Annotated in this window: 18 protein-coding genes; all 18 read left to right on the top strand. The window is 60.2% G+C overall.

Translation table 11 applies throughout. The features are described from left to right. The first annotated feature begins 45 nt into the window (after window positions 1-45). A complete protein-coding gene (locus KF841_14195; protein ID MBX3396508.1) occupies window positions 46-927 on the top strand; it encodes a hypothetical protein in 882 nt (293 codons plus the stop codon). Window positions 928-1045: 118 nt separating this feature from the next. Next, window positions 1046-2023, top strand: a complete 978-nt coding sequence (locus KF841_14190) for a Mu-like prophage major head subunit gpT family protein (protein ID MBX3396507.1) — start codon at window positions 1046-1048, stop codon at window positions 2021-2023. A gap of 88 nt (window positions 2024-2111) precedes the next feature. Then, on the top strand, window positions 2112-2375 hold the full coding sequence (locus KF841_14185; GenBank protein ID MBX3396506.1) for a hypothetical protein: 264 nt from the start codon (window positions 2112-2114) through the stop codon (window positions 2373-2375). A 6-nt stretch (window positions 2376-2381) separates the two neighbouring features. After that, the gene (locus tag KF841_14180; protein MBX3396505.1) at window positions 2382-2843 is read left to right on the top strand and encodes a DUF1320 family protein; all 462 of its coding nucleotides are present in this window, start codon (window positions 2382-2384) and stop codon (window positions 2841-2843) included. Window positions 2844-2850: 7 nt separating this feature from the next. Further along, entirely contained in the window at window positions 2851-3516 is a 666-nt protein-coding gene (locus tag KF841_14175; GenBank protein MBX3396504.1) for a hypothetical protein, read from the top strand. After that, a complete protein-coding gene (locus tag KF841_14170) occupies window positions 3503-4021 on the top strand; it encodes a hypothetical protein (GenBank protein ID MBX3396503.1) in 519 nt (172 codons plus the stop codon). The genes KF841_14175 and KF841_14170 overlap by 14 nt, the downstream gene beginning before the upstream one ends. A gap of 19 nt (window positions 4022-4040) precedes the next feature. After that, entirely contained in the window at window positions 4041-4367 is a 327-nt protein-coding gene (locus KF841_14165; GenBank protein ID MBX3396502.1) for a hypothetical protein, read from the top strand. Window positions 4368-4428: 61 nt separating this feature from the next. Then, window positions 4429-5343 (top strand): hypothetical protein, encoded by a 915-nt coding sequence (locus KF841_14160; protein ID MBX3396501.1) that lies wholly within the window; start codon window positions 4429-4431, stop codon window positions 5341-5343. Window positions 5344-5385: 42 nt separating this feature from the next. Continuing rightward, window positions 5386-5856, top strand: coding sequence for a hypothetical protein (locus KF841_14155; protein MBX3396500.1), 471 nt, complete (start codon window positions 5386-5388; stop codon window positions 5854-5856). Between the two features lie 133 nt (window positions 5857-5989). Further along, entirely contained in the window at window positions 5990-8344 is a 2355-nt protein-coding gene (locus KF841_14150; GenBank protein ID MBX3396499.1) for a hypothetical protein, read from the top strand. A 20-nt stretch (window positions 8345-8364) separates the two neighbouring features. Further along, complete coding sequence (locus KF841_14145; protein MBX3396498.1) at window positions 8365-8772, top strand: hypothetical protein; 408 nt, start codon at window positions 8365-8367, stop codon at window positions 8770-8772. Window positions 8773-8785: 13 nt separating this feature from the next. Further along, entirely contained in the window at window positions 8786-10363 is a 1578-nt protein-coding gene (locus KF841_14140) for a hypothetical protein (protein MBX3396497.1), read from the top strand. Beyond that, a complete protein-coding gene (locus tag KF841_14135; GenBank protein ID MBX3396496.1) occupies window positions 10360-11226 on the top strand; it encodes a hypothetical protein in 867 nt (288 codons plus the stop codon). Before KF841_14140 ends, KF841_14135 begins: the two co-directional genes overlap by 4 nt. Before the next feature lie 3 nt (window positions 11227-11229). Next, the gene (locus KF841_14130; protein ID MBX3396495.1) at window positions 11230-11874 is read left to right on the top strand and encodes a hypothetical protein; all 645 of its coding nucleotides are present in this window, start codon (window positions 11230-11232) and stop codon (window positions 11872-11874) included. Continuing rightward, window positions 11871-12362: a hypothetical protein gene (locus KF841_14125; protein MBX3396494.1), complete on the top strand. Its 492-nt coding sequence runs from the start codon at window positions 11871-11873 to the stop codon at window positions 12360-12362. Before KF841_14130 ends, KF841_14125 begins: the two co-directional genes overlap by 4 nt. Then, on the top strand, window positions 12355-12900 hold the full coding sequence (locus tag KF841_14120; protein MBX3396493.1) for a hypothetical protein: 546 nt from the start codon (window positions 12355-12357) through the stop codon (window positions 12898-12900). Before KF841_14125 ends, KF841_14120 begins: the two co-directional genes overlap by 8 nt. A 6-nt stretch (window positions 12901-12906) precedes the next feature. After that, window positions 12907-13731 carry a hypothetical protein gene (locus KF841_14115; protein MBX3396492.1) on the top strand — a complete coding sequence of 275 codons (825 nt, stop codon included), beginning with the start codon at window positions 12907-12909 and terminating at the stop codon, window positions 13729-13731. Further along, window positions 13731-14462, top strand: a complete 732-nt coding sequence (locus tag KF841_14110) for a hypothetical protein (GenBank protein MBX3396491.1) — start codon at window positions 13731-13733, stop codon at window positions 14460-14462. The genes KF841_14115 and KF841_14110 overlap by 1 nt, the downstream gene beginning before the upstream one ends. Window positions 14463-14584 lie beyond the last annotated feature (122 nt).

The raw sequence follows: 14584 nt of genomic DNA, 5'->3' as shown, positions 1-14584 counted from the left end.
GTTTGAGGAATTTGAGCAACAAAACCGAGCAAGGAGGCTCATCACATGGAACCCTTTATTTCTCTTGCCGCCGCGATGGTCCTGGCGGTTCTGCTTTTCCCGACGCCGATGGCGGCGCTCACAGCCAACGCGCAGCGCAACCGAATGGTCGACGAAAAAATGCGCGGCTACGGAGTCGCCGGCAGCACGCACATTTACAAGGGCGGTCTTTGCGGCCTGAATGCGGCCGGCTATCTCGTGCCCTTCACGCCGTCCACGCTGTTTGTCGGCATGGCCTACGAGGAAGTCAACAACACCGGATCGAGCGGCGACAAAACCTGCCGCATCGAGGAAGGCGACTTCATCCTGCCGATCACGTCGTTTGCGATTACCGACGTGGGCAAGGCGGTCTATGCGTCGACCGACAACGATTACACCCTCGTTCCCGCCGCCAACGCCCAGATCGGACACGCGATCGGCTTCCATTCGACCGGTTACGCCATTGTGCGACTGGAGCCGGTGATAACGATGGACAAGGGCCTCATCGTTTCGCGCTGCGAGCTCGACTGCGAAACGGGCGTCACGCCGACATCTTCAGTTCTGATTCCCGCACTCTTCAACAAGACGAGCCTGCTCGTCTTTGCCGTGTGCGGCGTTATCACCGAAGTCTTTGCGGGCGCTTCGCAGGATCAGGGCATCATCACGATTCAGGACACGGACGGCACGCCGATAAACCTGACGCTCACGCCGACCGACGCCGGCGCGGACGCGCTCAATGACATCGTGCAGGAAGGCGGCTCGTCCGCGACGGTCGTGAACGCCGCAACCGGAAACCTCGGCGCTGTTGCCGCCGCCGGCAAGGGCATCCAGGCGGCAGTCACCCAGGCCACGAGCGGCGCGGGCGCTGCCGGCAAGATGAAGGTCGTTCTCGTCGCGGTCCCGCTGTAAGCGGCGGATTGCAGTCATCAACTCACCGGCCGCACGCCGGAGCAAGAAGTGTCAACGGATTGACACGAGTCAAAACAAACGGCCGCTGGGCGGCCTGACGAAAGGAATGGACTGAACAATGAACACACTGTTGATTCTCGCGGCCGTTGCGATCTTCGCGATCCTGATGCGGCCGGCACATGGCATTACCAGCACCGGTCTTGCGACCAAGGGGCTGCGCAGCGAATTCTTCAATCGATTCGACGCGGCCAAGACACACTATCAGGACCTCGTCACGATCCTGAAGTCCACAACCAAAACCGAGGACTACCGCTGGCTCGGCTCGGTGCCCCAGATGCGGGAATGGGGAGCCGGCCGCATTGCCAAGGGGCTGCGCGTCGAGAGCTACTCGGTTGAAAACCAGAAGTATGAGGCAACACTGGAAGTCGACCGCGATGAAATCTCGGACGATCAGACCGGGCAAATCAGGATTCGCATAAATGAACTCGCACTTCGCGCTGCGACGCACAAGGACTATCTGCTCGCCCAGTTGCTCATCAACGGCGGATCGTCCGGATTCCTGAGCTATGACGGCGTGACTTACTTCAATGACGCCCACGTGTCCGGCGCGAGCGGATCGCAGGACAACAATCTCACCTTCAACGTGACGACGCCGGCCAATCCGACAACTTCGGAAATGCGCGACGCCATCATGCAGGCCGTGACCCAAATGGCTGGATTCAAGGACGATCAGGGGCTGCCGATGATGCTCGACATGAGCGGACTGGTGCTGGTCGTGCCGCCGAACCATTACTTCAACGCGATGGAGGCCGTCTCGGCCGCGATCGTCGTGAACACGACGAACGTCATCAACGGGCTTGCCCGCGTGATTTCCTTCCCGTACCTGACCGCGACCGACACGTTCTATCTGCTCAAGACCGATGGTGTCGTGCGGCCGTTCGTTCTGCAGGACCGGGAGCCGGTTGAGTTCAGGTCAATGGACAAGGACGACAGCGAGGAAGCCTTCATGCGAGAGAAGTATCTTTACGGCGTTCGCGCCCGCTATCGCATGACCTACGGCTACCCGCATTACGCCATTCGCACGGTTCTGAACTGAGCGGCTTAATGCCGCAGACGTGACACTGGATTGAGGTTTTGAACGGAGTCTTTTGGGACGCAACAAGGCCATCGAACGGAGAAAAACAATGGAAGACAAGAAAAACAAGAGCCAGCCGGCACCGGAAAAGCCGGCGGATGAAAAGGCGGCGGGCACCACGAACGCAAAGGGAACCGAGACGGCCGCCGCGCCGGCTCCAGACTCATCGCCGGCACCGGCTGTGAAGTCGCCGACCGCCCCGCCGCCTGTTTCGGACACGCCGTCCGGCGACGAGCAGGTCGCACAAAAGGCGAAGGTCGCCGGCAATGTGTACAAGCCGGGCAAGGGTCTGATCGCCGCCTCAGGGAAGTGATTCGCCATGAGCACGGCCTACGCAACGCTTGCGGAACTGAAGACGAGGCTCGGCGACGAGCTCTACGCGCAATTGTCCGACCTGTCGGGCGGGACAACCCCGTCCGACACGGTCGGCCAGGCGCGGCTGGATGACGCGCACGGCTACGTCAATGCGCGACTATCGGCCCGATACCTCACGCCGATCGACACGACCGGAAACTCGACGCTGGCTGAAATGCTTCGCGCATTTGTCTGCGCCGTTGTCGCCCATGACCTGCTCGCAATGCACGGCGACGCGATGAACAACCTGAGGCCCGGCGTCGACACCAGGCTGAGGTACTGGATCGATTTGCTGCGCGACATACAAAGCGGCAAGGCGGCGCTTCCCGGAGCCGCGCCGCTTCCGTCGCCGACTTCAGGCGGGCCAACCTCCGAGGCTTTTGGTGACGAGCGCGTCTTTACGTCCGACTCGATGAAAGGCTTCTGATGTGGCTTTGCGGACTATTATTAAGCCTGTGGGCAATCCTGTTGCAAAGTTGCAACGGGTGTTTGATCGGATTCGATCCAATGCCGTCGATGCGCGGCGATGGCTCGGGCAGATCGGGCTTTATGTTCGCCGTGAAGCGCAACGTTCCCTTCGAACGCGAACGCGGGAATGGGGGCCTTCGAGCGGACGGCTGTCCCGGTCGCTGGCGATCGCGATCGACGCCGCGAGCGTGGCTGTCGGTTCAAATCTCATCTATGCCCGCATTCAGCAGTTGGGCGGACCGGTCGAGCCGAAAGGACACAAGTATCTGGCGCTGCCTGTGCCGGCCAATCTCAGGCGGCGCGGCGTGTGGCCGCGCGATCTGCCGAGCGATTCGATGCGATTCGTGCCGAACGCGGAGATCCAGATCGGTACCAAGAAATGGATCGGCCCGGCGCTCGTGCGATCCGAGAATGTCACCGTCCCCGGCAAGACCAAAGCAGACGGAACGCCCGGCAAAGATCGCATTGTCAAACGCGCCGGTGAAGTCATGTTCGCTCTCGTTAAGCGGGTCAACATCAAGGGGCGCCCGTACCTGAAATTCGATTCGAAGGCGCAGGCGTTTGCGCTGTCGATTGCGACGAAACACTTTGGAAGGGTCTTAGGGAAGCGAACGAACAATGCCGGCCAGTAGTCCATTCTGGGCAATCGATACGCTGGTCAAAGACCAGCTTGCGAATTATGCGCCGCTCGCGGCGATGGTGCCGGGCGGACGACTTCAGGCATGGGATCGGCGGGTTGACATCCGCCGAAACCTGGAAGACGCGGTCACGGCGGGCAAGCGCATCATCATCATGCCGAACGGCACGGAGATCGACCCGCGCTATTCGAGCGGCTCGGCGCGGTTCCTGCTCCGATATGAGCTCCTGCTGTTTTCGGGAAAGATGCTGCTCGAAGACATCCGGAAAATGGAATGGTACACGTGCTGTGCGCTCATTCGGATGTGGAAAGAAATGGGACCGGAGCCGGCATCGACGCTGGACACCGGCACGGCCGAACCGCTCATTGTGGAAGCCTTTATCGTCGGGCAGGCGCAACAGGACAAGTTGCCGCTAGATCTTCCGGAGGAATGGGAAAGTGTCATGGAACTGACAGTTGTCGCGGACGGATCGACCGATGCGATCGCCGCGATTGTTTGAACCTGAAAGGATGCAAATCATGGCGAACGGAAAAAACAATGGCGCGTCAGGCGCATCGACTGAGGAACTGTCGGCGGCGATGGCCTTGCCGCCGGGCTTTGTACTGGTGCGCAAAGTGCGCGGGCCGGATGGCCAACACTCCATCGGCTGGGTGGCCAAGGGCCATATTTACACAATGTCTCTCGCGGCGGCGGCGGTGTATTGCGGCGGCGAGAGCGCGGAATTCGAGTTGGTCTTCAGCGTCGATCGAGCGGCCATCGATGCGGCTTCGAAGGAGGCGCAATCGTCGGCGGCCGCGATCGCAAAAAAGGAACAGGAACTTGCCGCGATGAAGGCAGGCAAGTAGCAGGCAAATGGGTTTCGCTGGCAGGACGCTGGCGACAACGATTAGGCACGGAGGCTGATTCATGCCACAGAAAATGACGGACATCGTTCTCTTTGGAAAAGAGACGACGCGCGGGACGAAGGCTTCGACCTTCCCGCTGCACATGCCGTTCCTCGGACAGGGCCTCGTGCCGCAGATCACGCAGCACGTCGGCGAGATTCTCTCGTCGAGCACATGGCCTTATGACACCAAACAGGTTCCGCTCGGGGCGACAGCACGGCTGACATTCACGCCGGAATTCAACATCAATACGATTCGGTCCATCCTCACGATGGTGACGAAGCGGACATCCGGCGTGCAGCCGTCCGTTTCGATCACCCACACCCGCGCGGGCGTGGGCCATGCGCAGTATCTCGGCGTTGTCGCCGCCGCACTCTCGATGGAGTATTCGCGGTCGGGCTCGCCTGATGCGAGCTCGGTCCTACAGGGTTCGATGGATTTTGAGTGTATGTCTGCGGCGGAAACGACCGGCGTCTCTGCCGGCACGCAGGCCAACGCGCGGCGATTCAAACTTCAGGCCGCGACACTCACGCTCAACAGCGTGGCCTGCACCAAGGTGCTTTCCTATCGCCGTAGCATGACGATCGAGCACGCCCTGGGCGCGCCGGATTCGAACAACGCCCGCATCTTCCTCGAAGACGGCCGGCACATGGACGAGGTGAATATCGTCGCTCAATTTAACGCGACGGACGCCGACTGGCTCGCCCTGATTCTCGCCGGCACGGAAGTGCCGCTGGTGGTAGTGCACGCCACGGGCACGGCGAACGAAACCGTGACCGAGACTTTCGGAACGGCGCAAATCGTCAATCACACGCTGAATGAGCAGGACGGCACGATCATCGTCGAGATCGCCGTAAAGCCCTATCACACAGGCGCAGCGATTCCGGATGTGATTACCTATGGCAGCTTGATTGGTGCCGACACGTTGTTACTGTAATTCAAATGACCGACGGCGTTGACCTTCCGAGGAGAACGAAAGATGAAACTGGATTTCCTGAGTGAACCGCCGCCGCTGGAATTCGGCGAAGGCGATGACAAGTTTTCGCTGATCATGAAGCGGCCGACATCGGCGGACCGGTCGGCCGTACTGGACGCCGTGAATGACAAGTCGCTGCAATCAATGCAGTATCAGTTGGAGCGGATGGTCAAGGGCTGGAAGGGCGTCGAGGACAAGAACGGCACGGCAATCGATTTCTACGAGGATGAGAACGAGACGAAGAGCCGGCTCGGAAACTTCCTCGGCGCGTTGCCGCTCGTCGCGCAGTTTGAAGTGTGCGCCGGGCTGGTCGCATTCATCGGCATTCCCCCCAAGGGCGTCGAAGACATCATCGACAATCTGAAAAAAGCGGGATGCGAAGGATCGCTAGGCGTGAAAACGGACCCTACTGCGAGCTCGGGGAAGCGTGGGAAGACAGGTGCCTCCGCGAGCTCATCCGACTCCGCGACCTAGCGGCTCTAGCGGCGCTTCCGATCGAAATGGTCGCGGCGCTTCCGGCTCGCGCACGAAGGACTCTGGCGGAACTGGCTTTTGAATCGAAGGATCGGTGGATTGTCGAAGATCGATGTGACTGAGTAACGGCACTATGGCGGCAGACCTGAATTTCAGCATGCGGATCGGCGTGGAGGACGGCACCGAGGCCGGGCTTCAATCGGCGATGACGCGCTTCAGAAAATTCCTTGGGGGTCTCGCCGGCAAGGCGTTCGCGCTTCCGCTCAACGTCGGGAAGGCCGGGCTCGGAATTCTGCGGGATGTCAACCTCGGGCTGATGCCGCTGGTGCGTGGCATCGACGGCGTTGTTGATCGCGGATCGAGGCTGGAGGTCATTCGCCGCGGCTTCCTGAACTTGACGGGTCAGTCTTCGAAGAACGCGGACGTCATGGCCCGGCAGATAGTTCGCGCGGCTTCGGGCACCATGCGCATGGCCGAAGGCATGGCACTGGCCAACCGTGCGCTGGGGTCGATGAGCTTCGATGATCTGCTCACGGCCGTCGAGTTCATTTCGAAAAAGTCGGTCGCGACCGGCAAGGACCCCGGCGAGGCGCTCAACACAGTCATCACAGGGCTCGTTCGCGGGTCGACGCTTTTCCTCGACGACTTCGGAATTCTTGTCGATGGTGCCGAGGGTGTGGCTCGATCGTTTAATGCGATTAAGGGGTCCGGCGCGTTCGAGCAGCTTGGACCGGCGGCACAGAAGGCCGAGACCATTCGCCAGGCGCTCGCGGAAATGCGAGCACAGACCAAGTCGCTCGGCGTGAGCGGCAAAGAGACATTCTTTCTATGGTCTGGTATTCAGAACTTGATCGGAGACGGCGTCGACAAGCTGGTGCTGGCGGTTGCCAAGAGCAAGGCACTCAAGGATGGACTGGCAGGATTCGCTGACATTCTCCGTGGCGTCACAAAGCACGTCGAAAAAGGTGGATCGATTGGCGAATTAATGTTCGGAAAATTCGTTCGTGATGCGAAGGGTAATGTACGAAAGGATTTGAGCGGGCGAGAGATGCGACAGGGTCCGGGCCTGCTTAATCTCGCGGGCGCTGCCGTTGTCGACCTCGGCGAAGCGCTGGGGCGCGGCATTCTGGGTGGGCTGCTCAAGGGCCTCTCGATGTTGCCAGACATCTTCTCCTATGCCTGGGATCAACTCAAGTCGCTGTTCAGGTGGGTTGTTGATGAGATTCCCCGTGCCTTGAAAACGGCATTTAACTGGCTCAAGTCCGAGTTCCTGCCGGCATGGGGCAACACGATCAAGCCGCTCACGGATGTCATTGGACAGGCACTGTACGACTTGTCGGTCAAGATGGGCGAACTCATTACAGCGATCGGGGAGATTCACAGCAAAATTGTCGAGGGGCTGGCACAGTGGTTTTCGGGCTTCATGGTCGACAAGGCCGGAAATCAAACACAACTAGGACAGATGTTCGGCGTAACCGACCCGGAGGACCCTACTTTTAAGGCGGCGAGGCAGAGGCGCGAGCAGGCCGCTGAGGAACGGCGGCGCGCATATGAAGCGGATCGCGATGCGTCGAGCACCAGCGCCGGAAAGGCCGGTGCACTCGCTGGGTTTCTCGTCAAGTCGGCGCTGGCCGGATTGAAACTATCCTTCGACGCCCTTTTGTCCGGTGAAATGGCGGCAGGAGTGAAGTCGAAAATCAGCGGCGAAAAGGCGAGAGAATCGCTTCAGTCGCGTGCCGGCGGTGCTCCAGGAACGATGCAGGGGATGCTCGCCGGATCGCTCTTTGCGGCTACGGTGGCTGCAGGATCGAAGGCCGGCCGAACGCTATGGGACTTGTTCGGCGACAATGCAAAGTCGCTCCTCTCCGGCGGCGTACTAGGCGGCAACACCCGGATCAGTGGGGCCATCGGCGGATTCATCAATCAGTTCAGCGAGCCGGCGAAGGTGCTCAAGGTTCGCCCCGCGTCTCGGCCAGGCGATCTCGAATTCACCGATGCCAAGCGTGACGAGTTTCACCGTCGCCAGCGAAAAATCGAGGAAGAAAAAAGGGCCGTCGAGCGAGGCGATCGCGGCGTCCGACAAGAAGCCCGGCGGCGCGCGGCGGAGGAAACGGAGCGGCTGCGCCGCGAAGGCTATCGCATCACGCCGCGCGATCGACGCAGAATATTCGATCGTCACTTGCGCGACGTGAAAGGCGAGCGAACGCAAGGACTAGATGAAGAGGCCGATCGCATTCGGAAGATTCTGGAGGAGGATGCGCGTATTCGGGCCAACCGCAATCGGCAACGTCGCAACCTTCGCGGCGGCATAAGTTCGAATCCGGCTGCTCCCGCGAATGCGGGCGCGGACCCGCAGAAAGCGGTTGTGACTGAGAGTCCGAAACTGGAGGAGCTCATCGCCTCGCTGGTGAGCATCGGCAATTCCCTGCTCAAGTCGCTGGGCATGGGCGAAGAGGCGATTGCCGGCGTCGGCGGCGCTAAGGCGTAGTAACACGGAGTGCTTTGTGCGTGGCACAGGTTTTGTTATTCAACGGACAGCAGGTTGGCGATGTGTTCCTTCGCGTCGAGCCGGGCAGCCACCTCATCACGCCGCCAGTGCGCCGCGCGGGCCTTTTTCAGTCACGGGCCGACGTCAACTCGGAGAGCCGCAACCTACTCTGGTCCAAGTTCTTTTATCTGACAGCGCGGGCGAACGACAACATCGCCCTCAATGCGGCCATCGACGCGATTCAGGATTTGCAGGGGTTGGTCGGCGACATCGTTGTCATCGACGGCGTTGTCGAGCGCATGGTGTGCCTGCAATGGACCATCGACGAGGTGTCGAAGCCGCCGCTGCCGTCGGGATTCGGTGGACGCTTTTGCGAGGAACTCATCATCACGGCTGTCGGTCCAAGCCAGCCAGTCTATCCGCCATGATCGGAGTGTGACCTTGGCCTACAGCCTGATCATCAATGGATCGATCGTGCTCGGTGACGCGCCGGCAGGCGCATTGCCGATTCCGGTGTCGTTGGTCACATTCGAGCGAAATTACGACGATCCGGCCGAACTCGTCATTCGCGTGGATGGCACCTGGCGCGGCGCGCCATGGGCCTGCGATACGCCGGCGCGGCTGGAGCGCGATGGCACGATTGTCTTCGAGGGGCTTATCTATCTGCCGATTCCGGTGGCGACACAGCAGGACTTCCCGGCGGTGAAACTTTCGATTCTTGATCGGTCGCACGCGCTGCGCTTCGACCCGGCCGTTAACAATGACGGCTTCCCGGAGATCAACCTGGCGACGGGAACGCTTTCGTCGGTCATTGCCTCGTTTTTCGCGATGACGAATGTCGCCGCGATCATGTCGGCCAAGGGCGTGTCGACCAGCGCCGACTTCGTCGCTGGGGCGGACACAGTGCAATGTTTGCCGGTGTCGCTGGGCGGCGAGTCGATCGATGAGGCCGTGCGGAAGATCGCGGCATCGGCACCGGGCGTGCGCGTGTTCCTGGCACCGCCGGCCTCGGCGGGCGATGCGCCGAGATACCGGTTCGTGCGGCTGTACCAGACGAACGCCTACGACTTGACGATCGACACGACGCGCGTGGAGCAACTCTCCTTAACGCCGTCGCTCGATGGGCGCGGCGGTGCTGTTCGGACCCTCGGCGGAAAGACGCAGGCTGGCGCCGATGTGGAAGTGCTGGAAGATGTGCCGCTGATTCCAGCGTGGGCTGTGGTCAACCCACCCGACCCCGATCCTGATTACCTCGCGCCGGGACGAGATGCAACCAACGAATCGAACTGGACGCTGAAGGATGCCTTCGATCGCACAAAAGAAACCGGGGAATATGCCAACGAATTCATGGCCGCGGTTTATCGCCGATTCACCTGGGAGCGTAATGACCTGACCGAGGACATGATTCGTGTAGCACACGTCGAGCGAGTGCATGACGACAACCCGGATGCGAGCCGATGGGTCGCCCGGCCCATTGAGTCGATCGACATCGCCAACAGGGTTCTCTGGCTGAAGAACCCGGCCATCGCGACGCGCCTTGTGCGCAACCCGCACGCCTACAGATATTATAGCCATCGCGGCCGCTCCGTGGCGATGGCCGCGAAACTCCGCGTTCGCACGGAAGGGACGGCCGCCACGCCGATTTACATTGCCTCGCACCGTGTTCCGGAAACCGGCTTTCAGGGACGTGCCTTTCAAATGGCACCGATACGCTGTGCAAACGAGCTCATCATCAAGGTGCCTGCCGGCGTCAACGTCGAACAGTATTGCATCGCCGCGCACGCCGCCCTATCCGAGCCGACCATTCTTGGCGAGGTGCCGCTGGACGGCGATCTCCCCGCCGAGCTCTTCACACTGGCGCGACGAATCAATCTTCGCACGGCCAGTCACGGATCGACCGGCTTTGAGGATTTGGGCGCGCCGCTTCTTGGTGTGTCGTTGGCTTTCGATCCGGCCGTTCGGTCTTCGCTCAAGTTCAATCGCGACGATTCGCAGCAGCTTCCGGAGGGCGGGGAATGAACGTATTCTACCTCATCCGCGATCGCTTCGCCGATCTTTTTCGGCATCGAGATTTTGCAGGAAAGCAGTTTAAGAAGCTCAAAGACGACATCAACAGCCTGCGATCGGATATTGCCGCGCTGCGCATTCAGCCGGATGGGCCGCTCGACGCGATGCTCCAGAATGTGCATCACCTCGTGCCGCTCATCATCACCGAGCACGTCGTCTGCGGAGAGGACGCGACCGGCTATCCGGACGAGGCGACGGTGCCAATCGAGTATTTTCGGGCGCGGCGGATGGAGATGGACCCAGCGCCATTCTCAGGCGTGGCCTTCAACAAATGGCGCAAAGACCCGGATGATGACACCGACGATTACTTCGTCATGAATGTGCCAGGCGAGACCGGGCTTTTCGTCGGCTGCCGAATCTGGGCGATCCTGAGCCACGAGGCTGTCATCTACGGCGAAGAGAACGAGATTCAGTACCAGGGGGCCATCTTCATTCCCGTCGCCGGCGAGCACCGCGGATTCTGGGCCTACATCAACAGCGCCGCCATCGACGGCGATCCGCAGGAGGCGTGGAAGTACTACCAGTGGCATCAGCTTGGCACCGGCTTATCGCACGCCGACAGCCATTACAGCGGCAAGGTATTCGCGGCGGATGGTGCGATTCCAGAATTCACGCTGCCCACGGCGCTGCAACTCGAATCGATTTCTTATGACGCGACGTTCACAGCCGGCTACCAGGAGATTCCCGGCGATACGCCGATCTTTGTGCGATGGGTCGGTGGCGGCTGGACCGGGCTCGTAATCAACGGCAAGCCCTATCACGGCTTCGTGTTCAATCACTTCACGCTGCCGGTCAGCGATGATGAGTGTGTATAGACAATGTCGATCATTGTTCCGACATCCACGGGTAAGCTCAGGCGCACGGCGGCAGGGAAGATGCGCGCTGGCTGCTGTTGCGGACCGCCCTGCGAGCACTGCGGCGATGCGCCGACGCCTGAGACCTTGAGCCTTGAATTCAGCGGTGTGACGGTGGCCGCGTGCACCTACGCGCCGTTTCCGTCATTCCCGCCGAAGATCTGTCACTACAACGAAGTCGATGACTCGCTCGACATGACGGTCATCGTTCAGCGATGCCCAGGCTGCGATGGCGAGGACTTCGTTCCATGCTGTTGGATCGGCAACTCGGGCGTAAATGCGCGGCATAAGTGTCTGGCGACGGCGCCGCCTTCAGACCCACCTGATTGGTTCCCACTCTATGCGATCGTTTACCCCTTCGCCGTTGTGGGCGGGCAGCAAATCTTCGCCGTCTACCTTGGCTACCTGGATTACGTCGAGGGGCAGTGCGATCCGCCTCTTTTCCCGACCAGTGATTTTGTCGCGTTCTTCGCGCAGTTCAATTCAGTCACGCAACTCTTCTGCGAAGAAGAGGTGAATGAGAACAATGAGGTATTAACGCCATACACCTGCTCGCTCGGTTCACAGCACATTGCCTATGGAGGGTCGGTCGCGATCAACCCGCTATGAGACTGCCGCTACCGATCATTCAAGCGCGCGTGCGGGCCTGCAAGGGCCGGGGCAGAGACACTGCGTGCGAACATTATCTCGGCGAGTGGCAGTGCAGCGTGATTGGCAGCCTGACATCCGCGCTCAAAAAGAGCGAGCGAGGCCTTTGTCCCAAGGGGCTGCATCCCGATTCGCCAGCGGAAGTCGAGCCGGCATCGAAGCCGATTCGATGGCCGTTCGCCAGGCGGATCGTGCATGGAGCGGCGAGGCTGTTGGAATATGCCATTCGGCGGTGCAGGCCGTCGAACGCGATCGTCGAGTTTCGGCGGCGGCAATGCGCGACGTGCGATGCCCGGCGATCGATTGCGACGGTCAGTGGCTGTCGACTGTGCGGCTGTCTGACTCGCGCTAAGACGGCGATCGCGACGGAGCGATGTCCCAAGCGGCGATGGGCGGCCGTGAAAATCGACGGCTGTGGCAGCAAGTGCGGAGGATGCGGTCATGGCTGACTACACCGTCGCACATCGCCAGCCTCTTGTTCAGATTCCTCGCATTTCCGGCGTAGAACCCGGCGCGATGATCTCGCTGTATTGGAACGGTTCGACCGCTCGCAATGGTGATGGCTATGTGCCGGCGGGCGGCGCAGACGTCAACTTCTCGCGGCCGCTGTTTGGGCCGTCCCCGATGTGGCTCAAGGGTCATCCGTTTTTGTTCGGCGGCGGCTTCGGCCTTGGTGGATTTGGCGAGCCCGGATGCGACTTTTTCGACGGGCACGGCTTCGGCATGGGACCGTTTGGCGTCGGCGCGTTCGGTGTTAATGGAGGATTTTGGACATGGCGGCCTGCAAACAACTGGCGCAATGGAATCTATCGAATTGTCGCGCGCCTGAGAGACGCCATCGGAAATGAGCAGGCGGCGGCGATGGCAGACATCACGATTGAGGTGGCAGCGCCGCCGAGACCCGTGCCATCGGCGTGGATTGTTTCGAGTACATCAACAAAGGTGACTATTGCTTGGAGGCACTCTCCGGACTTTGAGCCGGCGTGAAAAAATATGCCAGAACAGACGCGAGAACAGCATCAACTCTTGGGCGGGACAGCGCTCAACACGGCCGGTTACTTCGGCGGGTTTATTGCCGCGCTGGAAAATCTGTACATGCCGGCCAAGGCGGAACAGTCCAACGGAAATCATCACATGTCGCTCGTGAATCTATTCGATTCGCTGATGCGCCGTGTGTCGAACACGTTCCGAGGATACATCTACAAGAACAGTGCTGATGCAGCCAATGAATTCAGCGTGAAGCCATTCTGCGTCACGCATCGCGGGCTCGATTACTCCCACGCCGGGTCCGTCAATCTGGGACCGCTTGCGACTGGCGTCAACAATATATGGGCCGTGATATCGAACACGACCGGTACGATTACAATCGGCGTTGGTACGGCTTGGCCGAGCATCCCGCACCTGCGGTTGGGCTATATCGACATGCCGGCGTCGGGTCACTGGCTGCCGGATGATCTGCTGCCCGCCGCCGACAGGCACATCACACCGAGTGGAACTACCAAGTTTTTCAAGAAGCTTCTGCACACCGACACCGGCGCTCTCGACATCGGCCGCGTGCCGGCGAACGCGATCGTTGCGCAGGCCAAAGTTTTTGTTAAGACAGCGTTCAACGGCGCAACACCGACACTCAAGATCGGCGATGCCGTCGATGATGATCGGCTTGGCGAAACCGGCGACTTCACGCTGGCGACACCGGGCCTCTATACCGCCACGCGGCCATACCAATTCACGGCTTTAACGACGCTCCGGTCGACGCTGTCGATCGGCGGAAGCCCGTCCGCCGGCGAGCTTTACATTCTGATGGAGTATTGGTTCTGATGGCGCTTCCCGCACTTCCAACCGCAGAGAACGAGCTCGGGTCTGTCGTCGATGGCGTTAACCTGGTCAATGCAGCGCACGTGAATACGCTTCGAAGACTCATCGAAGCGCTTTCGATTGCTCCTCGCGCTTTCGGAACCGCGCCGAATCAGATCATCGTCGACCCCGCGAACAGTCGCATTCAATATACCGGCACATGCCGGCCAGTCGATCACGTTGAACTTGTCTATCAAAACCTACTCGCGTCAACCTCATCATCTTCATTTGATGGCGGCGGTTCGGAAGCTGCGAGCTTCGTTGAGGCCGCAGTTGGAATTGATGCTGCGAATCTGCGCGGATTTCGAACGCGGGCTATAACCATTCCGTGGTGGATGGATGTGAGCGACACAATCGAAGTTCGCGGCTGGTTTCAGCCTCAGGTGGTTGTGGCCAGCGCCGTCATTGTATTCGGTTGTCGCTACGATCGTGTGCGCGAGGGCGACTCGACGCCAATCGCCGAGAATTCGAGCCTTGTCAATCTCTCCAGTGCTCAAACTGTTAGTTATCGCCAGCAGCAACAATTGTTCGGCACCTTCCCCGGTGGCACGTTTGCTGTCGGCGATCACATCTCGTTTGCAATATTTCGGGACGGAAGCCATGCCTCCGACACCTATGACACGGCTGGTGGCGCGAGCGGGACATGCCGCATAAGCACCAGCGCATTTCTGAGGGGAAGGAGAAAGTACGCATAATGTTGACCCCGCGTGAAGAGCAATGGGTAAAAGACCATGTCGCGGCCGCAGACGCGATCGCATCACATGAAACGGCCGTCGAAGCGCGGAGGCTTCGAGTGATCGCACTAAAGCAGCGGCTT

The sequence above is a fragment of the Phycisphaerae bacterium genome, assembly GCA_019636475.1.
Classification (GTDB): Bacteria; Planctomycetota; Phycisphaerae; order UBA1845; family UTPLA1; genus JADJRI01.
The sequence above is the reverse complement of the archived record's forward strand: the minus strand, read 5'-3'. Positions and strand labels throughout refer to the sequence as shown.

What these genes read in the sequence shown, in the direction of transcription:
- KF841_14120 (MBX3396493.1), top strand. Translation starts at nt 12,355, where the DNA reads ATGGCTGACTACACCGTCGCACATCGCCAGCCTCTTGTTCAGATTCCT.
- KF841_14150 (MBX3396499.1), top strand. Translation starts at nt 5,990, where the DNA reads ATGGCGGCAGACCTGAATTTCAGCATGCGGATCGGCGTGGAGGACGGC.
- KF841_14115 (MBX3396492.1), top strand. Translation starts at nt 12,907, where the DNA reads ATGCCAGAACAGACGCGAGAACAGCATCAACTCTTGGGCGGGACAGCG.
- KF841_14180 (MBX3396505.1), top strand. Translation starts at nt 2,382, where the DNA reads ATGAGCACGGCCTACGCAACGCTTGCGGAACTGAAGACGAGGCTCGGC.
- KF841_14195 (MBX3396508.1), top strand. Translation starts at nt 46, where the DNA reads ATGGAACCCTTTATTTCTCTTGCCGCCGCGATGGTCCTGGCGGTTCTG.
- KF841_14170 (MBX3396503.1), top strand. Translation starts at nt 3,503, where the DNA reads ATGCCGGCCAGTAGTCCATTCTGGGCAATCGATACGCTGGTCAAAGAC.
- KF841_14155 (MBX3396500.1), top strand. Translation starts at nt 5,386, where the DNA reads ATGAAACTGGATTTCCTGAGTGAACCGCCGCCGCTGGAATTCGGCGAA.
- KF841_14135 (MBX3396496.1), top strand. Translation starts at nt 10,360, where the DNA reads ATGAACGTATTCTACCTCATCCGCGATCGCTTCGCCGATCTTTTTCGG.
- KF841_14125 (MBX3396494.1), top strand. Translation starts at nt 11,871, where the DNA reads ATGAGACTGCCGCTACCGATCATTCAAGCGCGCGTGCGGGCCTGCAAG.
- KF841_14185 (MBX3396506.1), top strand. Translation starts at nt 2,112, where the DNA reads ATGGAAGACAAGAAAAACAAGAGCCAGCCGGCACCGGAAAAGCCGGCG.
- KF841_14130 (MBX3396495.1), top strand. Translation starts at nt 11,230, where the DNA reads ATGTCGATCATTGTTCCGACATCCACGGGTAAGCTCAGGCGCACGGCG.
- KF841_14110 (MBX3396491.1), top strand. Translation starts at nt 13,731, where the DNA reads ATGGCGCTTCCCGCACTTCCAACCGCAGAGAACGAGCTCGGGTCTGTC.
- KF841_14160 (MBX3396501.1), top strand. Translation starts at nt 4,429, where the DNA reads ATGCCACAGAAAATGACGGACATCGTTCTCTTTGGAAAAGAGACGACG.
- KF841_14165 (MBX3396502.1), top strand. Translation starts at nt 4,041, where the DNA reads ATGGCGAACGGAAAAAACAATGGCGCGTCAGGCGCATCGACTGAGGAA.
- KF841_14190 (MBX3396507.1), top strand. Translation starts at nt 1,046, where the DNA reads ATGAACACACTGTTGATTCTCGCGGCCGTTGCGATCTTCGCGATCCTG.